At 28.3% G+C, this 24,650-nt stretch carries 20 protein-coding genes and 3 tRNA genes; 16 read left to right on the top strand and 7 right to left on the bottom strand.

What is annotated here, in order from left to right:
• Positions 1 to 39: 39 nt before the first annotated feature.
• The 10 genes from rpoD (at position 40) to dnaB (ending at position 9,085) form a co-directional block, all read left to right on the top strand.
• Positions 40 to 2,292 (top strand): RNA polymerase sigma factor RpoD, encoded by a 2,253-nt coding sequence (gene rpoD / locus I1N47_01985; protein WBF65216.1) that lies wholly within the window; start codon positions 40 to 42, stop codon positions 2,290 to 2,292.
• 51 nt (positions 2,293 to 2,343) lie between these two features.
• A tRNA-Ile gene (locus I1N47_01980) sits at positions 2,344 to 2,422 on the top strand.
• 309 nt (positions 2,423 to 2,731) lie between these two features.
• Positions 2,732 to 2,989: an exodeoxyribonuclease VII small subunit gene (gene xseB, locus I1N47_01975; protein WBF65903.1), complete on the top strand. Its 258-nt coding sequence runs from the start codon at positions 2,732 to 2,734 to the stop codon at positions 2,987 to 2,989.
• Positions 2,990 to 3,304: 315 nt separating this feature from the next.
• Entirely contained in the window at positions 3,305 to 5,122 is a 1,818-nt protein-coding gene (gene dxs, locus I1N47_01970; GenBank protein WBF65215.1) for a 1-deoxy-D-xylulose-5-phosphate synthase, read from the top strand.
• Between the two features lie 43 nt (positions 5,123 to 5,165).
• On the top strand, positions 5,166 to 5,978 hold the full coding sequence (locus I1N47_01965) for a GTP cyclohydrolase I FolE2 (GenBank protein ID WBF65214.1): 813 nt from the start codon (positions 5,166 to 5,168) through the stop codon (positions 5,976 to 5,978).
• A gap of 138 nt (positions 5,979 to 6,116) precedes the next feature.
• A complete protein-coding gene (gene rpsF, locus I1N47_01960) occupies positions 6,117 to 6,491 on the top strand; it encodes a 30S ribosomal protein S6 (protein WBF65213.1) in 375 nt (124 codons plus the stop codon).
• Between the two features lie 15 nt (positions 6,492 to 6,506).
• The gene (locus I1N47_01955) at positions 6,507 to 6,803 is read left to right on the top strand and encodes a primosomal replication protein N (GenBank protein WBF65212.1); all 297 of its coding nucleotides are present in this window, start codon (positions 6,507 to 6,509) and stop codon (positions 6,801 to 6,803) included.
• A 76-nt stretch (positions 6,804 to 6,879) separates the two neighbouring features.
• Positions 6,880 to 7,152: a 30S ribosomal protein S18 gene (locus I1N47_01950; protein ID WBF65211.1), complete on the top strand. Its 273-nt coding sequence runs from the start codon at positions 6,880 to 6,882 to the stop codon at positions 7,150 to 7,152.
• A gap of 12 nt (positions 7,153 to 7,164) precedes the next feature.
• Positions 7,165 to 7,617, top strand: coding sequence for a 50S ribosomal protein L9 (gene rplI / locus I1N47_01945; protein WBF65210.1), 453 nt, complete (start codon positions 7,165 to 7,167; stop codon positions 7,615 to 7,617).
• Between the two features lie 100 nt (positions 7,618 to 7,717).
• Positions 7,718 to 9,085: a replicative DNA helicase gene (gene dnaB, locus I1N47_01940; GenBank protein ID WBF65902.1), complete on the top strand. Its 1,368-nt coding sequence runs from the start codon at positions 7,718 to 7,720 to the stop codon at positions 9,083 to 9,085.
• Here the strand turns inward: dnaB and pdxA are convergent.
• From pdxA to I1N47_01925, 3 genes are read right to left on the bottom strand one after another with little or no spacing between them, the layout of a single operon-like run.
• Complete coding sequence (gene pdxA / locus I1N47_01935; protein ID WBF65881.1) at positions 9,078 to 10,082, bottom strand: 4-hydroxythreonine-4-phosphate dehydrogenase PdxA; 1,005 nt, start codon at positions 10,080 to 10,082, stop codon at positions 9,078 to 9,080. The two genes, dnaB and pdxA, sit on opposite strands and share 8 nt — an antisense overlap.
• A 19-nt stretch (positions 10,083 to 10,101) precedes the next feature.
• The gene (locus I1N47_01930; protein ID WBF65880.1) at positions 10,102 to 10,575 is read right to left on the bottom strand and encodes a peroxiredoxin; all 474 of its coding nucleotides are present in this window, start codon (positions 10,573 to 10,575) and stop codon (positions 10,102 to 10,104) included.
• Between the two features lie 2 nt (positions 10,576 to 10,577).
• On the bottom strand, positions 10,578 to 11,015 hold the full coding sequence (locus tag I1N47_01925; protein WBF65879.1) for an Mth938-like domain-containing protein: 438 nt from the start codon (positions 11,013 to 11,015) through the stop codon (positions 10,578 to 10,580).
• A gap of 208 nt (positions 11,016 to 11,223) precedes the next feature.
• On the opposite strand from I1N47_01925, the gene I1N47_01920 reads away from it, so the two are divergent.
• The gene (locus I1N47_01920; protein WBF65878.1) at positions 11,224 to 12,534 is read left to right on the top strand and encodes a homoserine dehydrogenase; all 1,311 of its coding nucleotides are present in this window, start codon (positions 11,224 to 11,226) and stop codon (positions 12,532 to 12,534) included.
• 70 nt (positions 12,535 to 12,604) lie between these two features.
• Here I1N47_01920 and I1N47_01915 read toward each other — a convergent pair whose 3' ends face one another.
• Together I1N47_01915 and pepN are read right to left on the bottom strand one after the other, a co-directional pair.
• Positions 12,605 to 13,591, bottom strand: coding sequence for a class 1 fructose-bisphosphatase (locus tag I1N47_01915; protein WBF65877.1), 987 nt, complete (start codon positions 13,589 to 13,591; stop codon positions 12,605 to 12,607).
• Between the two features lie 10 nt (positions 13,592 to 13,601).
• Positions 13,602 to 16,364, bottom strand: coding sequence for an aminopeptidase N (pepN, locus tag I1N47_01910; protein WBF65876.1), 2,763 nt, complete (start codon positions 16,362 to 16,364; stop codon positions 13,602 to 13,604).
• A 339-nt stretch (positions 16,365 to 16,703) separates the two neighbouring features.
• Here pepN and tldD point away from each other — a divergent pair, with 339 nt between their 5' ends.
• The 4 genes from tldD to purB all read left to right on the top strand — a co-directional run bounded on the left by tldD (position 16,704) and on the right by purB (position 22,061).
• Entirely contained in the window at positions 16,704 to 18,167 is a 1,464-nt protein-coding gene (gene tldD / locus I1N47_01905) for a metalloprotease TldD (GenBank protein WBF65875.1), read from the top strand.
• 175 nt (positions 18,168 to 18,342) lie between these two features.
• A complete protein-coding gene (gene aroG / locus I1N47_01900; protein ID WBF65874.1) occupies positions 18,343 to 19,416 on the top strand; it encodes a 3-deoxy-7-phosphoheptulonate synthase AroG in 1,074 nt (357 codons plus the stop codon).
• Between the two features lie 85 nt (positions 19,417 to 19,501).
• Positions 19,502 to 20,605 (top strand): tRNA 2-thiouridine(34) synthase MnmA, encoded by a 1,104-nt coding sequence (gene mnmA, locus I1N47_01895; GenBank protein WBF65873.1) that lies wholly within the window; start codon positions 19,502 to 19,504, stop codon positions 20,603 to 20,605.
• A 70-nt stretch (positions 20,606 to 20,675) separates the two neighbouring features.
• Positions 20,676 to 22,061 (top strand): adenylosuccinate lyase, encoded by a 1,386-nt coding sequence (gene purB, locus I1N47_01890; protein ID WBF65872.1) that lies wholly within the window; start codon positions 20,676 to 20,678, stop codon positions 22,059 to 22,061.
• Positions 22,062 to 22,071: 10 nt separating this feature from the next.
• Here the strand turns inward: purB and I1N47_01885 are convergent.
• Positions 22,072 to 22,148: transfer RNA gene (locus I1N47_01885), tRNA-Met, on the bottom strand.
• Between the two features lie 151 nt (positions 22,149 to 22,299).
• Positions 22,300 to 22,384: transfer RNA gene (locus I1N47_01880), tRNA-Leu, on the bottom strand.
• A gap of 73 nt (positions 22,385 to 22,457) precedes the next feature.
• On the opposite strand from I1N47_01880, the gene rnr reads away from it, so the two are divergent.
• Positions 22,458 to 24,635, top strand: a complete 2,178-nt coding sequence (rnr, locus tag I1N47_01875) for a ribonuclease R (GenBank protein ID WBF65871.1) — start codon at positions 22,458 to 22,460, stop codon at positions 24,633 to 24,635.
• Positions 24,636 to 24,650: the final 15 nt, after the last annotated feature.

The raw sequence follows: 24,650 nt of genomic DNA, 5'->3' as shown, positions 1-24,650 counted from the left end.
TAGATCTTTATTAATAAATTTTAATATTGTGGGAAAGGTATGATTACAAGGGCTAAAGAAAAAGATAAAAATGTTTTAAAAAAAAATAAAAATAATAAAAATAATACTTTAAATCATCATAGTGATGATAGTAGTGATATTTTATCTTCTGAAGAATTTAACGAATTAGATAATCTAAAAAAATCTAAGAAGGTCGTTAAAAAGAAAATATTAAAATCCAATAAAGATATCAATAATGAGAACTTAATAAATAGAGATGAATTATTAATGTCGATCAAAGTGAGTGAATTAACTAAAAAATCTAACACTGTAATTAATGATAATGTTATTGAGAGTGATGATGAGCTTTTCGATGGTTTATCTGTTGATAATAATGTAGATATGTTAACTTATTCTAAACCTAGCAAACGAAGTAGACGTAGTAAAAATGATCCTAAAGATTTAATTTTAAAAGGACCAATTTCCCAAGAGGAATATGAAAATCGTCGTAATAACCTTAAAAATCTTATTAGATTAGGAAAAGAAAAAGGATACCTTACATTTGGTGAAATTAATGATAGTCTGCCTGATGATTTAGCAGATGATGACGTATTTGATACAATAGTTACTACTTTTAGTGATATGGGGATTGCTGTTTATGATAAAACCCCAGATATAGATACACTATTGATGAGTGAAAATAATACTGTAATATCTAATGATGATGATGTTGAAGATGAAGCAGAGGCTGCTCTCACGACTGTTGACTCTGATTTTGGTAGAACTACAGACCCTGTACGTATGTATATGCGTGAGATGGGCACTGTTGAACTCTTAACAAGAGAGGGGGAAATAGAAATAGCAAAAAGGATTGAAGAGGGTTTGCGTCTTATGATATCTGCTATTTCTGCTTGTCCTACAACATTAAATGAAATTTTATTAGATATAGAAAAAGTAAATAATGATCAACTTCAAATAGATGAAATTGTAGATGCGCTTATCGATAATTCAGATTGTGATGATCCTAACATAAATTTTAATTTTTCGGAAAATGAAGAATTGCTAGATATGTCATCTGGCATAATGTCTCCAAAACAATTAGAAGAGTTACGTACAAAAAGCTTAGAAAAATTTTCAGCGGTTACTAGTTATTTCAAAAACATGCAAAAAGCTTATTTAGAGAACGGATACAACTCTGAAGAGTACTTGGAAGCAAAAAATTTGATACAACAAGAATTAATGGGTGTAAGATTTAATGCGAAAATGATAGCTAAGTTAGCTGATTCAATTAGATATCATATGCAAGAAATAAGGGATATAGAAAAATCTATAATAAATATATGTGTAGATAAAGCTGGCATGCCAAGAGAACTGTTTCTCCAGTGTTTTATAGGAAATGAATCTAATCCTCAATGGATGTTTGAAGAACCTATATTTAATAGCAAATATTTCCAATCATTAGAACCGTTGATTTTACTTATACAGAATAAGCAAAAAAAAATATTGGAAATTCAAGAAAAAATTGTATTACCAATTCAAGAATTTAAAGAAATTAATAAACAAATGACAACTGGAGAGAATAAATCTCTTAAGGCTAAAAAAGAAATGACTGAAGCTAATTTACGTTTAGTTATTTCTATAGCGAAAAAATATACGAACCGTGGTTTACAATTTTTAGATTTGATACAAGAGGGCAATATTGGTCTAATGAAGGCAGTAGATAAGTTTGAATATCGTAGAGGATATAAGTTCTCTACATATGCTACCTGGTGGATAAGACAGGCTATAACACGTTCTATAGCAGATCAAGCTAGAACCATTAGAATTCCTGTCCATATGATAGAAACAATAAATAAGATGAATCGTATTAGCCGTCAAATTTTGCAGGAAACAGGATTAGAACCAGATCCTTCGATTTTATCCCAAAAAATGGATATTCCTGAGGATAAAATTAGAAAAATCCTTAAAATAGCTAAAGAACCTATATCTATGGAAACTCAAATAGGAGATGATGATTCTCATTTAGGTGATTTTATAGAAGATACTAACACTTTAGCACCTTCTGATGCTGCTTTGCATAGCTCTATGAAGAATATTGTTAAAGAAGTATTGGATTCTTTAACCCCTAGGGAGGCTAAGGTTTTAAGAATGAGATTTGGTATTGAAATGCATACAGATCAAACTTTGGAGGAGGTAGGCAAACAGTTTGATGTTACAAGAGAGAGAATTAGACAAATTGAGGCTAAGGCATTACGAAAATTAAGACATCCTAGTAGAGCTGAAAAATTAAAAAGTTTTTTAGATAATAATTAAGTTAAATTTTTTATTGCAAAATTAAAAAAAATACCTTATAGTTGTGTATCTGGGCCTCTAGCTCATGCCTGGTTAGAGCAGCGGACTCATAATCCGTTGGTGCCGAGTTCGACTCTCGGGGGGCCCACCAGATTTAATCTTTATATAATTTTCTTATCGTATAATTCTAGTTTTGTTAAGTTATACTTCTTAATCTTTTCAAGAAACGGCTACGTTGCTGATTTAAGAATTATTAGAGGTTGATAATTTCTTCTTTTAGTTTAGATAAAACTATAGGATACAGTTTATTATATGCCGAACTTCTAAAATTCATAATTTCGAATTAATTATTCGTATTTCTTTTTCTAAAATTTTATTTATATTACATAATTTTTTTAGTGTTTATAATATTTAAAAATATTAATCAAATATTGAAGTTAAAAATACTATGGATCTTACTATGAAAAATGATACATTAAATTTATCAGAAAATATGAAAAATTTAGATTTTGAGACAGCGCTTCTTGAGTTAGAAACACTAGTTTCTAGTATGGAGCAAGAAAATATAACTCTAGAGGATTCGTTATCATTATATCGTCGTGGTGTAAATTTAGTTCGTTTTTGTCAAAATTATATAGCTAAAGCTGAAGAGACTATAAAAGTATTAGATGGTGAATTACTTAAGCCCTTAGATATTAATCAACTGAATGAAGAATAAATTTGTATATATATCTTATAACTATGGATAATTAAATTGTTATCAGTGCTTTTTGATTCCTATCTAGAGACTCATAATTAGATATTAAATTTGTTTTGCTTATTAGCAATAATATATAATTAATTTTATTAAAAAGACAAATTTGTTTTTTTATTGCAAAATATCTGAAAAGATTAGTAATTCTGTATATTGTTGTGCTTTGCATATTGTTGTAGTTAATGGAATTTATTTCTCAAAATATAATATATTTGTTTTATTTATTCCCACTAAAACATATTTTTAATAAAAATCCAGAAACTATTATAGAATAAATTTATGTCTTCCAAATTATTAGATAAGATTCATTTACCATCTGATCTTAGAAAATTAGATTTTAATTGTCTTAGTAAATTATCTGAGGAATTACGACAAGAAGTTTTAGAAATTGTCTCTAAAACAGGAGGACATCTTTCATCTAGTTTAGGAGTTATAGAATTAACTATAGCTTTACATTATGTATTTGATACACCAAATGATATTATTATTTGGGATGTAGGACATCAGTCTTATCCCCATAAAATATTAACTGGAAGAAGAGAAAAAATGGGTACTTTACGTCAGAGATATGGAATATCTGGATTTCCCAATAGATCTGAATCTTGTTATGATGCTTTTGGTACTGCTCATTCTTCCACCTCTATATCTGCTGCATTAGGAATGGCTTATGCAGCTAGCAAAAAAAAATTAAAAAATAGACAGCATATAGCAGTAATTGGTGATGGTTCGATTTCTGCTGGGATGGCTTTTGAAGCTATAAATAATGCAGGGGTAATGAAAGATATTAATCTTTTGGTTATTCTGAATGATAATCACATGTCTATTTCGCCAGCAGTAGGATCTTTAAATCAATATTTCAATAATTTAATGCAAGGTCTTTTTTATGCTAATATTGACAATATAACAAATACTGCTAATCAAAAAAGTTATAAAAATGGTTCTTTGACATTTTTTGAAGAGTTAGGTTTTAAATATTATGGACCAATTGATGGTCATAATGTAACTACTTTAGCCAATGTTTTACAGGATATAAAAAAAGAATCTGGATTAAATTTTTTGCATATTGTAACAAAGAAGGGCAAAGGTTATAAATTAGCTGAAAAAGACCCAATATTATATCATGGACCAAGTAAATTTGATTTAGATATTGGCATCTTAACATCAAAAAAAGCTTCCCATAAAACTTTTACTCAAGTTTTTAGCAATTGGGTTTGTGATATGGCAAGTTATGATGCTAATTTAATAGCAATTACTCCTGCTATGAGAGAAGGTAGTGGGTTAGTAGAATTTGAAAAAAAATTCCCAAGTAGATACTTTGATGTTGGAATTTCAGAACAACATGCAATTACTTTTGCTGCTGGGATGGCATGTGATGGATTAAAACCAGTAGTAGCAATTTATTCTACTTTTTTACAAAGAGGTTACGATCAATTAATACATGATGTTGCTATTCAAAATCTAGATGTAACTTTTGCAGTTGATAGAGCTGGTTTAGTGGGAGCTGATGGAGCAACACACGCTGGTAACTATGATATATCTTTTCTAAGATGCATTCCAAATTTAATAATTGCTACACCTTCAGATGAAAATGAACAACGTCTATTACTAACTACATGTTATATATATAATGGACCTGCGATTGTTCGATATCCTAGAGGTGAAGGGTTCGATACAAATATTGATAAAGAATTAAATTCTTTAGATATAGGTAAAGGAATAGTAAGAAGATTCGGCAAAAATATTGCTATTCTTGTATTTGGTACTTTATTTAATACTGCAAATATTGTTGCAGATTCGATGGATTTGACTATTGCTGATATGAGATTTGTTAAACCAATTGATAAAGACTTAATCATTAGTTTATCTAAAACTCATAGCGCTATTGTTACTTTAGAAGATAACTCTATAATGGGAGGAGCTGGTAGTGCAGTAATAGAAGTTTTGCATAAACATAATTTATACATTCCAGTTCTTCAATTGGGTATACCGGATAGATTTATTGATCATGGTGATATTAAACAATTAATTACTGAAATAGGGCTAGATCGTAATGGAATAGAATCTTCTATTAAAGATGCTTTTCATAAATTATTATGATATTTTTTTATATTAACAATTAATTAACTGATTATATAAATACATGGAAAAAATAAATACAAATTCTGAGATACCAGATATACAAAGTTTAATAGATGCTAGACAAATCCCTATAAAGCGTGTTGGGATTCGTGATATTTGTGTGCCAACTAATATTTCAGATGCTAGTTCTGTAATTCAAAATACCATAGCTAATTGGACTATGACTGTTTCATTATCAGAAAATGATAAAGGAACTCATATGTCTAGATTTCTAGTTTTATTAGAAAATTATAGAACTAAAGCACTGACTCCCAATCTATTGGGTAATATGTCTTTGGAAATGTTAACATTATTGAATGCTATTAACGGTGATATATCATTATCATTTCCTTTTTTTATAGAAAAAACGGCCCCTATATCCAAATCTAAAAGTTTAATGAATTATAAGGTTGAGTGGATAGTTAGAGTTACTGAAAAAATAAACACTGAATTTGAACTTATTATTCAAATTCCAGTCACAAGTTTATGCCCATGTTCAAAAGCTATTTCTTCATATGGAGCTCATAACCAGAGGTCTAATATTACTATATCACTTGTTTTTAATGATTATTCTGATATTAAGATGTCAGATTTTATTACGTTAGCTGAAAAAGAAGCATCTTGTGAATTATGGTCTTTATTAAAAAGGCCTGATGAAAAATATGTAACAGAATATGCTTATGAAAACCCTAAATTTGTTGAGGATTTAGTTCGTGATCTAGCTGCTAGCATAAATAGTAAATTTTTAAATATAAAAAAATATAGAATAGAGGCCGAAAATTTTGAATCAATACATAATCATTCAGCATACGCTGTAGTTGAAAAAAGTGTATAATATAAGGTAGATATATTTTTTAAATAATTATTATTTTTATTGCTTTATCTGTTTGTTATTACTTGCTAGATATTTTTGTCTAGCTGTTTTGAATTACTGCATAAGGTACTTTCTAAACATCCATAAGGAGTTTTATTAATGAGACACTACGAAATTGTTTTTATAGTTCATCCAGACCAAAGTGAACAGGTTCCTGCGATGATACAGAGATATAGTTCTGTTATTACTGAAGCCAATGGTACTATTCATAGAGTAGAAGATTGGGGTAGACGTCAGTTAGCTTATCAAATAAATAAAATAGTAAAAGCACATTATATTTGTATAAATATTGAATGTTCACAAAGCATCCTAGATGAATTGGAAAATTCTTTTCGCTATAATGACGCTATTTTAAGACATATGATAATTAAAAAGAAAAATTCTGAGACAGAAGCATCTATTATGATGAAAACAGTTAATAAAGAAGAATCTTCTAATTCTTCAACAGAAGAATTAGAAGTAATAGAAGAGTAGTTTTTATTATCTACTATGAATCTTCTTAGTCTTAATGCAAGGATTCTAAATCGAGATTCTATAAGGTATAATTATACTGGGATTCCGGTATTAGAGATGACCTTAAGTAGCTTTTCTAAAGTATTGGAATCTAATGTTGAGCGTAATATAAGCTTAACAATTAAGGCTCTTGCTTTGGGAACCTTAGCGATATCTTTAGATAAAATTCCATATGATAAGGAATTTTATGCAACTGGTTTTTTGGCCCCAATATACAAAAACTCAGTAATTCTAAGATTTCACTTGCAAAAAATAACAAATAGTGACGACTAAACTAAATATTAGTTATAATTAAAATTTTTATTTGTAAAATTATTTATAATTTGCAAAATAATTTAAAGGTATTAAAATGTCTTTCTATCGAAAACCTAAGGAAAAACGCAAATTTGTCCAACAAAATCCTTTATTTAAACGTCGTAAATTTTGTAGATTTACAGCTGCTAAAGTAGATGAAATAGATTATAAGGATGTAGACATCTTAAAAGATTTTATACAAGAAAATGGCAAAATAATTCCAGCACGTCTTACTGGCACAAAAGCTATATATCAACGTCAATTGGGGATTGCTATTAAACGAGCTCGTTTTTTAGCTTTATTGCCTTATACAGATAATCATAAATAAATATGAGTTAATATGGAAATTATTTTATTAGAAAAAGTGTCATCGCTAGGTAATTTAGGGGATGTGGTTCGTGTTAAAGATGGATATGCAAGGAACTACTTAATTCCTAAGAAGATAGCGCGTCGTGCGACAAAAAATGCTATAAAAGAATTTGAAGATAAAAGAATAGAATTGGAACAAATACAATTAGATAAATTTAATAATGCAATGGATATTAGTAATAAATTATCTGGTTTCCAATTAATTATATATCAAAGATCTAGTGTTGACGGTAGACTGTTTGGTTCTGTTACTAATTTTGATATAGCTGAAAATTTAAAAAAATCTGGTTTTAATATTAATAAATCTCAAATAACTTTATCAGTTCAACATATAAAAACAATTGGTGAATTTTCAGCTAAAATAAAACTGCATCCTGATGTGGTTGCTGAAATAACTATATTAGTTTCTAAAGAAAATTCTTAATTTATTTCTTGTATAAGAATTTGATTTCAATCAAATTCTTATACATTGAAATTTTTAATTCAAAAACCATAATTAGTAATACGATTTCAATGAAATAATGATGATTAATAAATCAAAAGATTTAGATTATCTACGTACTCCACCTCATTCAATAGAAGCAGAACAATCTGTGTTGGGTGGATTATTTATAGATAATAGTGCTTGGGATAAAGTATCTGATGTTATAAAAGAAGAAGATTTTTATAAAAATGAGCATAAAATCATATGGAAGCATATAGAAAAATTAATCGGTGCTGATCGCCCAGTTGATATTATTACAATTAATGATTCGTTGTTAAATTCAGGAAAATCAGAAGATGTTGGTGGTATAGAATATCTTAATGCATTAGCTCACAATACACCTTCTGCCGCAAATATACGTAGATATGCAGAAATAGTTCATGAACACGCTATTTTAAGAAAACTAATTACTATATCAGAAGAAATATCAGAGAATGCTTTAAATACAAAAGGAAAGGATGCGAAACAAATATTAGATGAAGCAGAAGCGAAGGTTTTTAGAATAGCACAAGACAGAATATCTAATTTTATTGGTTTTCAAGAAATACAACCTTTATTATCTCAAGTAGTAGAAAGAATAGACGAATTGTATAGTCGAGATAGCGATTCTGATATTACAGGAGTTCCTACTGGTTTTATAGATTTAGATAAAATGACATCTGGTTTACAACCAGGAGATCTAATTGTTGTGGCTGGTCGTCCTTCTATGGGCAAAACTGCTTTTTCTATGAATATAGGAGAATATGTTTCAATAGAACATGGTTTACCAGTAGCTATTTTTTCTATGGAGATGAGTGCTACTCAATTAGCTATGAGAATGCTCGGATCTATTGGAGTAATAGACCAACATAAAATTAGAACAGGCAGATTAACTGAAGAAGATTGGCCAAAGATAACTAATGCTATACAAAATATGCAAGATGCTCAACTTTATATAGATGAATCACCTGCATTAAATGTGATGGAAGTAAGAGCAAAAACTAGAAGATTATCACGCCAATGTGGACAGCTAGGCTTAGTTATAATAGATTATATGCAGTTAATGTCTGGTAATGGAGAAGAGAATAGGGCTACAGAAATTTCTGAAATTAGTCGCTCATTGAAAGGTCTAGCAAAAGAATTAAATTGTCCTTTGATAGCTTTATCACAGTTAAATCGTAGTTTAGAACAAAGACAAAATAAAAGACCAGTTATGAGTGACCTAAGAGAATCAGGTGCAATAGAACAAGATGCTGATTTGATTTTGTTTATATATAGAGATGAAATATATAATCCTGATTCACAAGAAAAAGGAATAGCAGAAATTATTATAGGAAAACAAAGAAATGGTCCTATTGGTACTATTAAGTTAACATTCCAAGGACCTACAACGAGATTTTTAAATTTTGCTAATGCATCAGCTATTTAATATTATGCTTAAATATATCTATTGCTGTATTAATAGCAGTTAATAAAGAATCCGGGTTTGCTGTGCCATTTTTCCAAGCAATATCAAATGCGGTTCCATGATCAACGCTAGTTCTAATTATTGGCAATCCTAGTGTTATATTAACACCACTATCTATGCCTAAATATTTTATTGGAATTAATCCTTGATCGTGGTATTGCGCAACTACTATATCAAACTTTCCAGCTCTTGCTTGCATAAAGACTGTATCTCCTGGCAATGGACCAGATACATTTATGCCTTCACTTCTTGCTTTATTTATAGCTGGAATAATAAATTTAATTTCTTCAGTGCCGAATTTACCATTTTCTCCAGCATGAGGGTTAAGACCAGATACAGCTATACGAGGTTTTTTGATGCCAAGCATTTGACATGCGTGATATGCCATTTTTATAGAATTTAATTCTGATAGAATGCTTATGTTATTACTTACATGAGATAAAGGTATATGGATTGTAACCAATATGATTCTTAAGGAATCGTTAATCATCATCATATTGAATTTCTTGCTATTAGTTAATTTAGCTAATAATTCTGTATGTCCTGGAAAATTTATATTGGCTTTAGCAAAAGATTCTTTATTTATAGGGCATGTTACTATTGCCTGTATTTTCCCAGATAGAGCATCATTAACTGCATTTTTAATAAAATTATATGAAGAAATTCCTGCTATTTCACTAACTATTGATGGTTTAAAATCATTTGGTTTTATTTCATAAGAATTAATAATATTTAGATAAGAATTATCATCAATGAAATTATTAGAAAATGCTTCTTTAGAATTTAATAATCTAATGTTTATTTTTTTTCCTATTAGTTTAGCTGCCTTATTAATAATGTAAGGGTCGCCATAAACAATTGTTGGCACCAAAAATTTGGCTAGAAATGCTTTTACAATAATTTCAGGACCGATTCCAAATGGATCGCCCATAGTTATTCCTATAACTGGTAGTTTCATATTAATGATATAAAGACTATTAATTATTAAATGTTTTATCTAGAAAATCTAATACTTGTATAGCATGATTATCAACTTTTATTTTACGCCACTCCATTATAATATTACCTTCAATATTGATTAGAAAAGTGCTTCTTTCTAAACTATGTACAGTTTTACCACATATATTTTTCTTTTTTAAAACATTATACAAAGAACATATATTTTGGTTTTGATCAGATATAAGAGGGAATGGTAATGAGAATTTTGATTTAAAATTCTCATGTGATTTAATACTATCTCTGGATACTCCTAAAACCTCTGTATTTCTTAGCGAAAATTCTTCATATAAATCTTTAAATTCTAGATTCTCCTTAGTACATCCAGGTGTGTTGTCTTTAGGATAAAAAAAAAGTATTAAATTTTTTTTATGAATATAATCATCTAGTCTAATTAAACCTATTGTGCTATATTCTTGAAATTTTGGAGCTGGTTTAATAATAAAATTATTCATGATTAAATATCATCACTCATAGGAATAGCAGCAAAAATGACCTCTCTATTATTTAATATTGACATATTATAAGTATATATTGCTGATCTAGTATTCATGATTTCCACACCAATACCTTTTTTATATAGTGGCAATAATGCATCATTATCTATAACCTCATAGGAATTTCCAGTTCCTATTAATAGAAATTCAGGCAAATATCTCTTACGTTCTATTTCTAATTTTCCTTGTTTAGCAACATCGTTGTAAAAATTATATAATAACAACATAATTTTTTCTGATGTTATATCACTATATTTACCTACCTCCCAATTTTGTATATTTCCTATTTTTCCAAAGAAAATTGAGCCAATATATTTTTCTTTATTAACAGTTATAAAACCATTACCATAAGAATCAATTATATTTACGGATTCCATATTTTCTAAATGCAACTTCAACTTCAAATCCTTTTTTATTAAGCAGTATTTTTTTAATTATTTTTTATAAAAACTGTAATTTAATTATAAAGTTAAACAAGTATGTATTTTTATGTATGCTAAATAATAATTATGTCTTTGATAAGTATATTACAATATGAATAAGCTCATGTTATTATTTAATTTAAATTGATGTAGTTATATATATTTTAACAAAATGGTGGTGTTAATGGATTCTATAAAAGTTGGCCTGCTTGGTATGGGTGTTGTAGGTAGTGGCACTTGGACTGTTTTAGACCGAAATGCAAAAGAAATAGCAAGACGTGCTGGTAGAAATATAGAAATTTCTAAAATTGCTACTTTGAATGTAGATCATGCTCGTTCTTTAGTCAATGGTAAAACTGAAGTTATTGAAAATGCTTACGATATAGTAAGAGATCCTAATATTGATATAGTTGTTGAATTGATAGGTGGTGATACTATAGCTTTAGATTTAGTAAAAGAAGCTATTGATAATGGTAAACATGTAGTTACTGCCAATAAAGCCATGTTAGCAAAACATGGTAATGAGATATTTGCAAAAGCTTCATCGAAAGGAGTAATAGTTGCTTTTGAAGCAGCTGTTGCTGGTGGAATACCAATTATAAAAGCAATCAGAGAAGGTTTAACTGCTAATCGTATAAAATTTATAGCTGGTATCATTAATGGCACTACTAATTTTATATTATCTGAAATGAGGAATACAGGATTGCCATTTAAAGAAGTATTATCTAAAGCTCAGAAACTGGGATATGCAGAGGCTGACCCAACTTTTGATATCGAAGGAGTAGATGCTGCTCATAAACTAACATTATTAGCTTCATTATCTTTTGGCATTCCTGTTCAATTCCAGAGTGCTTATATTGAAGGTATTTCTCAACTTTCTTCAGATGATATAACTTATGCGGAAAAATTAGGTTATCGCATAAAGTTATTAGCGATAACTAAATATAGAGCAGATGGTATTGAATTAAGAGTACATCCAGCTTTAATATCATCATCTTGTTTATTAGCTAATGTAGAAGGTGCTATGAATGCAGTATTTGTAAAAGGTGATGCGGTTGGACCAACACTATATTACGGTCAAGGAGCAGGTGGTGAGCCTACAGCTTCAGCAGTTATTGCTGATTTAGTAGATGTAACTCGTCTTCAAACAGCAGACCCAGGTAATAGAGTTCCTCATTTAGCATTTCAGCCAGATGCTCTATCAGACGCACGTATTTTACCAATAGAGTTAATTTCTACATCATATTATCTAAGGCTAAGGGTTATAGATCAGCCTGGGGTTCTATCTGAAATATCGAAAATCTTAGCTGTTTCTAACATATCTATTGGTTCTATGATACAAGAAATATGCTCTAATAGTAAAAATGAAGCAGATATAATATTTATAACTCATGAATCTATAGAGAGAAATATTAATCAAGCTATTAAACAAATCGAATCCCTACCTGTAGTACAATCAAAAGTGACTAGATTAAGAATAGAAAGCATTAATTAATTATATATAACAAGCAAGTAGTGTAATATTTAATATATTATATAGTGAAATATCACGCTACTTGTTTTTATTATAGATAATATTTTTTTATAATTTCCACTTCTATTCTTGAACCTAAAATTACCCCAATTCTTTCATGTAATTTCTTTGGTTCTATTTCTAAAATAGATTCTATACCATTGGTTGATAATCCTCCGGCTTGTTCAATTAAAAAACTCATTGGGTTAACTTCATACATAAGTCTAAGCTTGCCGTTAATTGAATTTAAGTCTTTAGGATATAGGAAGACTCCACCTCTTTTTAGGATTCTATGAATGTCAGCAACCATTGATCCAACCCAACGCATATTATATTTCTTATTTAATGGTCCATCAGTTCCAGTAAGGCAGTCTTCTATATATTGTTTTATTTTAGAATCCCAGAGTTTCATATTAGAGGCATTAATTGAAAATTCTGAACTATTTGGAGGTATAGTCATTTTTTCTTCTTTCAGAATCCACTCATTATCATGATTTAAAATAAAAAATAAAACTCCTTCTCCAAGAGATAAAACTAAATTAGTTTGTGGCCCATATATTATATAACCTGCTGCAATTTGTTTTTTTCCTTTTTGTAGAAAATTTTTTTCTGTAATAGGATTATCATTGTAATCAGTTTTTAATATAGAAAATATTGTGCCAATAGATATGTTTACATCTATATTTGATGATCCATCTAAAGGATCAAATAATAGCAGATAGTTACCTTTGGTATATGAATTTGGTATTTCATGTATTGTTTCTATTTCTTCAGAAGCTATACCTGCTAAACAAGATATACATTCCGCATCTTTTATAATTAATTCATTAGCAATAATATCTAATTTTTTTTGTTGTTCTCCTTGAATATTAATAGTATTGGATTCAGAAAAAATATCAGATTCATTCCCATTTCTAATAATAGAATTAATCTTTTTGCAAGAATTAGTAATTGTATTTAATAAAATCAATAAATTTCTATCTATCTTATAACAATCAAGCTGTTTTTTTAAAAAAGTTGATAGAGTTATATTATTCAAATAATTCTCCTTAAAAAATATTCAAGGCTTTTGAAACAATTTCAAAAGTATTTCTTGATAAATTATTATTTTTATAAACAATCTCAATTGCATCATGCATTTGAGATTTTAACTCAGGAACAAAACAATGCCAATTATCTAAAGCTCTAGCTAGCCTAGCGGCAACTTCTGGATTTATCCTATCCAGGCTAATGACTTGTTCAGCCCAATATCGATATCCTGAGCCATCATGTTTATGCATATGCAAATAATTTTTGAAACAAAATTGAAAAACTAATGATCTTACTCTGTTTGGGTTTTGGGGAACAAAATCAGGGTGCTCCATCAAGCATTTAATTTCTTTAAGTCCAGTATATCTAGAGGAGGATTGTATTGCAAACCACTTATCTATTACTAAATTATTGTTTTTCCATTTGTTATAAAAATATAATTTTGCTTTATTTGCTTTATTTTTATCTCCAAAATTTAATAATTTCCAGAGCATAGCAATAGAATCTGTCATATTTTTAGAACTATAGAAGTAGTTTTCAATTTTATCTTCAATATAATTATTTCCTCCTGCTATAAGATATTTTAAAATTAAATTTCTTAATAAACGATTATTTGCTAAGCTAGGATTATATATTTCTGAAGTAACTAATTCTGCATTTTTAAGCTGTTCGAATTTAGATAAAAAACAGTCTGACAATTCAGATCCTATTTTTTTAATTAAAGCCCAACGAGTATTTGTTATTAAAATAGGATCTATAATTTTTACATGGTTAAATAATGTGCTTTCATTAGGAATAGTTAAGAGTTTTGCACAATAGGAATTATCTAAATTTTTATTTAATATTATTTTTTTTAAAGTTTCAAAATATTCTTCATTTATTTCTAAAACAGAACTTTTGTTGCTAACATTTTCTAATATTTGGCGAATACTTAATTCTTGTAGCGCTTCCCATCGAGCAAAATAATCTTTGTCATGGTTAGCTAGTATATATAGTTCATTGTTACTATAACTATAATTTACTTTAACTGGTGCTGAGAAGTTTCTTAATAATGAAGGAATAGGCTGATTCTCTATATATTTAAAAGTCCATATTTGAGTCTTTTTATATAGTTCAAGAATAATAGTATCTTTAGCATGATAATAATCTTTATTATCAGTTTCTACTACTAGATCTATACTATTTCCATTATAGTCTAAAAAACCAATAGCAAAAGGTATATAAAAAGGTTTTTTTTCTTTCAAAAAAAACTGGTTATTATTTTCTATACCGACAAAATCACATTCTTGTGTAAGTGTAACTATGCATATGTTTTTATTTTGATCATATTTTATAGATACACTAACAATAGGAGTTCCTGCTTGTTTATACCAATTCTTGAATATGTTAAAATCGCAATCTCTATCATTGATTGAATTAAAGCTCATTTCATAATATATAGGTTGCATAACATCTAAAAAATCGTCACAAGTTATAGCTTTACCATCATAAAGACTAAAATATTTATTTATACCTTTTAAAAAATTTTCATCACCTAAAACATTATTTAGCATTCTGATTATTTCTGCTCCTTTCTCATAGATAGTAGAAGTATAAAAATTACTTATTTCTTGATAATTATCAGGACGTATAGGATGTGCCATAGGGCTAGAATCTTCTGGGAATTGATTTGATCTTAAATTAATAGTATCATCAATGCGTTTTACAGCTTTTACCGTTAGTTTTGTTTCTGCGTCTGTAACCAAGTCAGATATTACATCGCTAAAAAATTCTTGTTCACGAAAAACCGTAAGACCTTCTTTTAAACTTAATTGGAACCAATCTCTGCATGTAACTCTATTTCCTGTCCAATTATGGAAATATTCGTGACCTATTACAGTAATTATATTTTCATAATCAGAATCTGTAGCTGTATTTTCATCTGCTAATATGTATGATGAATTAAAAATATTTAAACCTTTATTTTCCATGGCTCCCATATTAAAATCATTGACAGCTACTATCATATATTGATCTAAATCTAGTTTTAAATTATATCTATATTCATCCCATCTGATAGCTTTAATTAGCGAATACATTGCCCATTCTGTTTGATTTTGGAATTTTGGATCGCTATAAATTTGTAAAGTCGCTATTTTACCATCTATCGTTTTTATTTTCTTTTCTAAACATGAAAATTCACCAACAACTAATGCAAATAAATAACTAGGCTTTGGAAAAGGATCTTCCCAAATGTTTTCCTTTTTTCCATTAGCTAATATCTTAGTGCTTATTAAATTGCCATTAGAAAGTAATGTAGAATATTTTGCATCTGCAATTAATGTAACTAAATATTTTGACATTACATCAGGCCTGTCTGGGAAACAAGTTATTTTTCTAAATCCTTCTGGTTCACACTGAGTGATAAAATTTTTATTAGATAAATACAATCCCATCATAGTTAAATTTTTTGATGGAAAACATTTTGTTACTATGGTTAAAATTCCAGTATCAGGAAATTTTTTAATAAGCAAAAAATCCTTTTGTATTATATAGTTATTATTATTTAGTTTTTTATTATTCAAAATAACATCTATTAATACTAACTCATTAAAATCTGCATTTAAATATAAAAAATCATCCTGAAATTTTATTTTTCTTTGTATTTCCATTGTGTTTGTAACTATAGTACAATTTTCATCAAGATTTATTTGCAAATCAACTTTTTTAAAAAAAAAAGGAAATTCTTTGTAATCAAAACGATTTATAGTTATTGGTTTTTTAATTTTTTTTATTGGTAGCATATTTATTTTGTTTATCGTTAATTAAAGTGAAATCTTCAATGAAATATTATTATCAATAACAATTCTAGGTTATTACTGATAAGTAATTAATAACATGATTAGCCTATTAAGTTAGAAAATTTAGTCTTTTTGTAAATCTATTGAGTTATTAAATAATTAAATTTTAAACTATTTAGCTTTATTTAAAGGTAAGAGTATTTAATAATCACAATTTTATAACTTAGAACGGAGTTTTGATTCTAGAATTTTGCTAGCCAAACTAAAAATAGTTTACTAGTCTTTTATAGTAAAATAAAACTATCAATTGTGACAAATACAATACATAGATAAGAATCATATATGAAAATAAATAATCTTCGAAACAATAATTTACATATTGCACAAAAAACTCTTTTAGATCCATTTGACCTTAATGAGTCAAGTTTAAGTAAGGCTATGGAGACTATACTTTCTCATAAAGTTGATTATGCTGATTTATATTTTCAATATGTTATCAAAGAAAGTTGGAGTTTGGAGGAAGGAATTGTAAAAAATGGCAATTTTGCGATTAATCAAGGAGTTGGCGTTAGAGCTATTAGTGGAGAAAAAACTGCTTTTGCATATTCAGATTCAATCTCACTAGACTCTCTTATAAAATCATCAAAAATAGTTAGTAATATTGCTAAATCTGGATCAATGCATCATGAAAAGATAAATTCACCATATAAATATCAACATGCTTTATATCAATCCATAAATCCCTTAGATACATTAACAGCGGATAATAAAGTATATCTTCTAGAAAAAATTGAAAAGATGGCTAAAAAGAGTAACCATAAAATAACACAGGTTATGGCTAATTTATCAGCTATGTATGAAGTTATACTTGTATCAGCGAGCGATGGAAAATTTGTTGCTGATGTAAGACCATTAGTTAGATTATCGTTAAATGTAATTGCCGAAGAGAATGGTCGTAGAGAAATAGGACATGCTGGAGGTGGTGCCAGATCTGATTTTTCTTTTTTCTCTGATGAAATATTAAGTTCTTATGTAGATCAAGCAACAAAAGAATCCTTGACAAATTTAGAAGCTAAAGAAGCTCCTGCTGGAGAAATGAAAGTAGTATTAGGAAATGGATGGCCAGGTATTTTATTACATGAAGCAGTAGGTCATGGACTAGAAGGAGATTTCAATCGCAAGGGATCAAGTGTTTTTTCTGGAAAAATTGGTGAGAAAGTTGCTAGTAAAGGAGTCACTATAATAGATAATGGCACTATCGAAGGCAGAAGAGGTTCTTTAAATATTGATGATGAAGGGAACTCTACAAAAAGCAATATTTTAATTGATGATGGAATTTTGTGTAATTATATGCAAGATATAATGAATGCAAAATTGATGAAAATGCAACCAACAGGTAATGGCAGAAGAGAATCTTTTGCTCATGTACCATTACCAAGAATGACAAATACTTATATGTTATCTGGCCCATTTCATCCTGAAGAAATTATTTCATCTGTAAATTATGGGGTTTATGCTGCTAATTTTTCTGGTGGTCAAGTAGATATAACTAGTGGTAAATTTGTTTTTTCTGCATCCGAAGCTTATATGATAGAAGATGGAAAAATTACTAAGCCTATAAAAGGAGCAACATTAATAGGTAGTGGTCCAGAAGTAATGAATAAGATATCGATGATTGGAAATGATTTAAAGCTTGATTCTGGGGTTGGTACTTGTGGTAAAGATGGCCAAAGTGTTCCTGTTGGAGTTGGGATGCCAACTGTACTTATAGACAAGTTAACAGTAGGTGGCACAAGTAATTCTTAACATCAAAGATTTGCAAAAAATAATTATATTGCTTATTATCGATCCCATAAATATTTATTTAATCAAAAACTTTTATTTATATAAGAAAGAATATTTAATTATTTTTGTATTAGCGGTTAGATAAAAAATTTATTTGACCTTTGAAATTATATAACAGTTCTGTGAGGTAGCCATAGTGACTTATAATACCGATGATATTCGTATACGTGAAATTAAAGAATTAAATCCACCTGCAAATGTAATGAAAGAACTGGAATGTACTCGTGAAGCTTCAGAAACAGTTCATTCTGCACGAAATGCAATTCATAAGATATTGTATGGTGTTGATGATAGACTAGTTATTGTAGTAGGTCCTTGTTCAATTCATGATGTAAAAGCTGCCACTGAATATGCAAAAAAACTAAGTGAAATAAGAAAAAAATTAAAATCAGAACTTGAAATAGTGATGAGAGTTTATTTTGAAAAACCACGTACTACAGTTGGTTGGAAAGGATTGATAAATGATCCTGATTTAGATTCTAGTTTTAACATTAATAAAGGTATACGTTTGGCTAGATCTTTATTATTAGAAATAAATTCCTTAGGCTTACCAGCTGGATGTGAATACCTAGACATGATTACACCACAATATATAGCAGACTTAGTTTCTTGGGGTGCAATAGGAGCAAGAACCACTGAAAGTCAGGTTCATCGTGAATTGGCATCTGGATTGTCTTGTCCAGTCGGATTCAAAAATGGTACTGATGGAAATATTAAAATAGCAATTGATGCAATTAAAACAGCTTCTCAACCACATCACTTTCTTTCGGTTACTAAAGGAGGGCATTCTGCAATAGTATCTACAGATGGCAATGAAAATTGTCATATAATCTTGAGAGGAGGTACAAAACCAAATTATGATGCTGTTAGTGTGCAAAAAGCAAGTGAAGAAATGGGAAAATCTGGTTTAGCTTCTAGACTAATGATAGATGCAAGTCACTCAAACAGTAATAAAAAACCAGAAAATCAACCATTAGTAATTGAAGATATATGTAAACAACTTGAAAATGGCGAATCAAGAATATTTGGAATTATGATTGAGAGTTATTTAGAGTCTGGGCGTCAAGATTTTATACCTGGAAAAGATTTAGTTTATGGAAAAAGTATTACCGATGCTTGTATAGGATGGGATACTACTGTTGAAGTTCTTAATAGATTAGCTAGCGCAGTTCGTGCTCGTCGTCAATGCTTATCACAAGCACATGATTAGTTTTTTATAATTTAAAAAACAAAGGCATTCTCTATGTCTTTGTTTTTTAAACGAATTATTTAAATAGCTTTTAACTAAAGGCTCTATGGTAAAAAAAACATATAAAGAATTTGTTGTGCTCGGAATGTCTGGCGGAGTTGATTCTTCTGTTGCTGCTTTTCTTTTGAAAGAACAAGGTTATAAAGTAGTTGGTTTGTTTATGCAAAATTGGGAAGATGATAACAACGACTCTTTTTGTAATATAAAACAAGATTTATTAGACGCAGCAAGTGTAGCTGATTTAATTGGAATAGATTTTGAATATATAAATTTTGCTAAAGAGTATAAAGAAAAAGTTTTTTCTATATTTCTTCAGGAATACTCTATGGGGAGAACCCCTAATCCAGATATTCTATGTAATTCAGAAATAAAATTCAAAGCTTTTTTAGAGCATGCTTTTAAAATTGGTGCTACAAAAATAGCTACTGGACATTATGCCAGAATAAAAAATGAAAATAATAAGTTTCAATTATTAAAAGCTATTGATTCAAATAAGGATCAAAGTTACTTTTTATATAGATTAAATCAAAAGCAACTTGCTAATACTATTTTTCCCATAGGAAACCTATATAAAACTCAAGTTAGAGAAATAGCAAAAGAAATAGGTTTGCATAATGCTTCTAAAAAAGATTCTACTGGTATTTGTTTTATTGGAGAAAGGCCATTTTCGGATTTTTTGAGTAAATATATAAAAGAAAAAGAAGGTCCAATATTAACGCTTGATGGAAAAGAAATAGGAACTCATAAAGGCGTATATTTTTATACTATAGGACAGAGGAAAGGATTAAGATTAGGTGGAGTAAAAGGATTCTCTTCACAAGAAAATCCTTGGTATGTAGTAAAAAAAGATTTAGATAAAAATATTATTTATGTTGTACAAGATCATGATAATGAATTACTTTACTCCAAAATATTAGAAATAAATGATATTAGTTGGATAAATGGATTCCCTCCATATAAAATAGAACAAAAGTATTATTCATCAAAATCTAGATATCGACAATCTGAATCTAAATGCAAAATTGAATTTATTAATAATAATGAAAAGGCATTAATTACTTTTTATGAACCACAATGGGCTATAACAAATGGGCAGTCTTTAGTTGTGTATGACAATGATGTATGCTTAGGTGGAGGCATCATTTGTTAATAAGTTGTATGTTATATAATTGTAGTATTTCTTAAATGTATTTAGTTATTCAATAAGAGAGTTAATGACTATGTTAGAAAAACTTAATGCTTTATCTCCACTAGATGGAAGATATGCTTCTTCTGTAGATGAGTTAAGACCATTTCTTTCTGAATATGCTTTCATGGCACATAGGGTAGAAATAGAAATCAATTGGTTAATTGCTTTGTCAAAATATAATTTACCAGAAATAAAGCCCTTTTCAGATGAAGAATATAAAAAACTGAATGATTTAATAAAAAATTTTTCAGTGAAAGATGCTGATGATATAAAAAAAATAGAAAAAACTACCAACCATGATGTAAAAGCAGTTGAATATTGGTTAAAAGAAAAAATATCTTTTATAACAAATTTTGATAAAATTTCAGAATTTATTCATTTTGCATGTACATCTGAGGATATTAACAATACATCTCATGCCTTAATGTTACTAAGAACTAGAGATAAAATATTAATTCCTGTCTTAGAAAACCTAATAGATAACTTAGAAAAATTAGCAAAAAAATATTCTAAGCAACCTATGCTTTCTAGAACACATGGACAACCAGCAAGTCCTACCACAATAGGAAAAGAATTTGCAAACGTTGTAATAAGATTAAAAATAGCTTTAACAAAGATAAAATCTGTAAAAATATTAGCTAAATTGAATGGAGCTACTGGTAATTATAATGCCCATGTAGCATCATATCCCAATATAAATTGGCCTAATTTAAGTTGTGATGTTATAAATAAATTAGGCTTAATACAAAACACTCATACAACACAAATAGAACCTCACGATTGGATAGCAGAGTTATTTGATAGTATTAGCAGAATAAATATCATCATACTTGATTTAGATAGAGATATTTGGGGTTATATATCTTTAGGATATTTTAAACAAATTTTAAAAGAAGGTGAAGTTGGCTCATCAACTATGCCTCATAAAGTTAATCCTATTGATTTCGAAAATTCAGAAGGTAATATAGGAATGGCAAATTGTATTTTAAGACATATGTCAGATAAATTACCGGTATCTAGATGGCAAAGAGATTTGACGGATTCTACTGTACTTCGAAATATAGGAGTAGCATTAGGGTATTGTTTAGTATCTTGGAAGTCATGCATAAGAGGTTTAAATAAATTAGAAATTAATAAAACTAATATTGACAATGACATAGATAATTGTTGGGAAATATTGGCTGAACCAATACAAACAATAATGAGAAAATATGGTTTACCTAAGCCATATGAACAATTAAAATCTCTAACTAGAGGAAAAGGAATTAATAAAGAGTCTCTAAGAGAATTTATTAAAAATCTTGACTTGCCAGAAGCAGAAAAATCATATTTATTAGCACTTGAACCAAGAAAATACCTAGGTCTTTCAGAATCACTATCTTTAGAAACTGTGTCTAGTAAAGTATTGAATAATTAATAAAAAGATATGGTGGCGCATCCCTGACTCGAACAGGGGACCTGCGGATTATGATTCCGTCGCTCTAACCGACTGAGCTAATGCGCCATCTTATGATATTTCAGATAGTCTAAGCAAAAACAATATTAAAATCAATAGAAGATTTGATAATATAGCTAAATAAGATAGTTTTGATAACTTTTTTTTGAAAAATTATCTTATAATGAAACATTATATATTACAAACATTAACATAATAATGGTGCCCAGAAGAGGATTTGAACCTCCATACTTGTAAGTACATGGACCTGAACCATGCGCGTCTACCAATTTCGCCATCTGGGCATAAAATTTATTTTAGATCAATATTGATATATGTTACACATAACGTTACGGATTATATACGGAAATAATTACTTTGGCAAAATTAGAAAAAAATAATATTAAATTGAATGAATCAATTCCAAATTGGTTTGATCATGATTTACCTTCGAGAGAAGAAATTGTTGATTGCATAAGAAAAAATAATACGAAATTGAATGAAATAGATATAGCAAGCTTATTACAAATAAAACAAAAGAAAACTATTATAAGTTTAAAAAAACGTATAGCTGCTATGCAGAAAGATGAACAGATTATTATTGACAAGTTAGGGTACATATCACTAAATATAGACAATATTTTTTTAAAAGGAAAAATCATACTTAAAAATGATGGTACTGGTATTCTGTCAACAAACTATGAAAAAATATTTATAAGCCATAAAGAAATGCGAAAAGTTTTTCATGGCGATTATGTGCAAGTAAAAAAAATAAAATATAACAAAACATTAAATTGTTCAGAAGGAAAAATTATAGAAGTTTTAGAACGCTCATCTAAAGATATAATAGGCAAAATTATAAAAATAAAAGATGATTTTTATTTAATACCTATAGAACCAAAATACAATAATAAAATTATATTACTTGATAAAAATTTATCTGATGGACAAGTAGTTATTATTAATATAATAAAACAACCAACAATTTACTCATTAGCTGTAGGAAATATAAAAGAATATATCGGTAATATAAATGATCCTAAGATAGGAACTAAAGTTTCTTTAGAAAAATTTCATATTAGAAATTCTTTCAATGACAAAATATATGAAGAATTAAAAACCATAACAAATAATACAAATTATTCTAATAGAGTTAACTTAACTAACTTACCATTTATTACAATAGATGATGAAGATGCTCGTGATTTTGATGATGCATTATTTTGCAAAAAAATAATTGATGAAAATGGAATCATTTCATGGAAGGTTTTTGTAGCAATTGCAGATGTATCAGAATATGTGAAACCTGATACTGAAATAAATCAAGAAGCATTAGAAAGAGGTACAAGTATATATTTTCCAGAATATGTTGTACCTATGTTGCCAGAACAAATATCAAATGATATTTGTTCTTTAATACCAGAAGAAGAAAGACTAGTACTTATTTGTCAATTTATAGTATCTGAAAACATACTATCAGATAAAGATCATATAGTTAAGGATTACTCATTTTACCAAGCAATTATTAAATCAAAAGCAAGAATGAGCTATAATATTATAGATAAATTTATATCTTACAAGGAGGATAATAGTAATATTAGTAATGATGTGAAAATTAATATTAATAATCTTCACGAGACATGTAAAATTCTATCTAAAGCTTCAAAACTTAGGGGATCTATAGCTTTTGAAATATTAGAAAACAAAATAATTTTTGCAGAAAATGGGCGCATTGAAAAAATAGTAAAAAAAGAAAGATCTATTGCAAATAAAATAGTAGAAGAATGTATGTTAGCTGCTAACAGTTGCGCAGCACATTTTATCTATATAAATAAAAATATTTGTTTATATAGAATACATGATAAACCTTCTAATAACTCAGTTAATAATTTAACTAAATTTCTAATAAGTCAAAAACTTCAAATAGGTAATTATAATTTTTCTACATCACAGGGAATAAATAATTTTCTAGATGACATAAGAGATAGAAATAACTTTTATATTATACAATTAGCCTGTTTACAGGCAATGCAGCCAGCATCTTATAGTATTCATAATATAGGTCATTTCGGATTATCTTATAAATTATATACTCATTTCACATCTCCAATCAGAAGATATCCAGATTTATTTAATCATAGGATAATAAAGAAAATAATAAACTCAAATTGTGAAAATAATTTACATGGAATTTCTAGTGACGAACTTATAAAGTTTGGCAATGATATGTCTATTCGTGAGCGCTATGCAGATGATGCTTCTAGATATGCTAATAATTGGATATTATTAACTTTTTTAAAAAAATATGAAGGTAAATTTTTCAATGGAACTATAACGAATATTCTAAACTATGGTATGTTTGTAAATCTAGAAGATATATTCATAGATGGAATGCTTCATATATCAGAATTAAAAAAAGAACAATTTAAATATAATAAAGATGCAAACAGTTTTTATAATAAAGAATCAAAAATATCATATAAGCTAGGTGGTAAAATTAGGGTGCTTATAAAGCTTGTAAATATAGAACAAGGGCAGGTTGTATTGGGCTTATAAATAATATTATTAATA

It is taken from the genome of Candidatus Kinetoplastibacterium crithidii (assembly GCA_027557655.1).
Classification (GTDB): domain Bacteria; phylum Pseudomonadota; class Gammaproteobacteria; order Burkholderiales; family Burkholderiaceae_B; genus Kinetoplastidibacterium; species Kinetoplastidibacterium crithidii_C.
The sequence above is the reverse complement of the archived record's forward strand: the minus strand, read 5'-3'. Positions and strand labels throughout refer to the sequence as shown.

What these genes read in the sequence shown, in the direction of transcription:
- rpoD (WBF65216.1), top strand. Translation starts at nt 40, where the DNA reads ATGATTACAAGGGCTAAAGAAAAAGATAAAAATGTTTTAAAAAAAAAT.
- xseB (WBF65903.1), top strand. Translation starts at nt 2,732, where the DNA reads ATGAAAAATGATACATTAAATTTATCAGAAAATATGAAAAATTTAGAT.
- dxs (WBF65215.1), top strand. Translation starts at nt 3,305, where the DNA reads ATGTCTTCCAAATTATTAGATAAGATTCATTTACCATCTGATCTTAGA.
- I1N47_01965 (WBF65214.1), top strand. Translation starts at nt 5,166, where the DNA reads ATGGAAAAAATAAATACAAATTCTGAGATACCAGATATACAAAGTTTA.
- rpsF (WBF65213.1), top strand. Translation starts at nt 6,117, where the DNA reads ATGAGACACTACGAAATTGTTTTTATAGTTCATCCAGACCAAAGTGAA.
- I1N47_01955 (WBF65212.1), top strand. Translation starts at nt 6,507, where the DNA reads ATGAATCTTCTTAGTCTTAATGCAAGGATTCTAAATCGAGATTCTATA.
- I1N47_01950 (WBF65211.1), top strand. Translation starts at nt 6,880, where the DNA reads ATGTCTTTCTATCGAAAACCTAAGGAAAAACGCAAATTTGTCCAACAA.
- rplI (WBF65210.1), top strand. Translation starts at nt 7,165, where the DNA reads ATGGAAATTATTTTATTAGAAAAAGTGTCATCGCTAGGTAATTTAGGG.
- dnaB (WBF65902.1), top strand. Translation starts at nt 7,718, where the DNA reads ATGATTAATAAATCAAAAGATTTAGATTATCTACGTACTCCACCTCAT.
- pdxA (WBF65881.1), bottom strand. Translation starts at nt 10,082, where the DNA reads ATGAAACTACCAGTTATAGGAATAACTATGGGCGATCCATTTGGAATC.
- I1N47_01930 (WBF65880.1), bottom strand. Translation starts at nt 10,575, where the DNA reads ATGAATAATTTTATTATTAAACCAGCTCCAAAATTTCAAGAATATAGC.
- I1N47_01920 (WBF65878.1), top strand. Translation starts at nt 11,224, where the DNA reads ATGGATTCTATAAAAGTTGGCCTGCTTGGTATGGGTGTTGTAGGTAGT.
- pepN (WBF65876.1), bottom strand. Translation starts at nt 16,364, where the DNA reads ATGCTACCAATAAAAAAAATTAAAAAACCAATAACTATAAATCGTTTT.
- tldD (WBF65875.1), top strand. Translation starts at nt 16,704, where the DNA reads ATGAAAATAAATAATCTTCGAAACAATAATTTACATATTGCACAAAAA.
- mnmA (WBF65873.1), top strand. Translation starts at nt 19,502, where the DNA reads ATGGTAAAAAAAACATATAAAGAATTTGTTGTGCTCGGAATGTCTGGC.
- purB (WBF65872.1), top strand. Translation starts at nt 20,676, where the DNA reads ATGTTAGAAAAACTTAATGCTTTATCTCCACTAGATGGAAGATATGCT.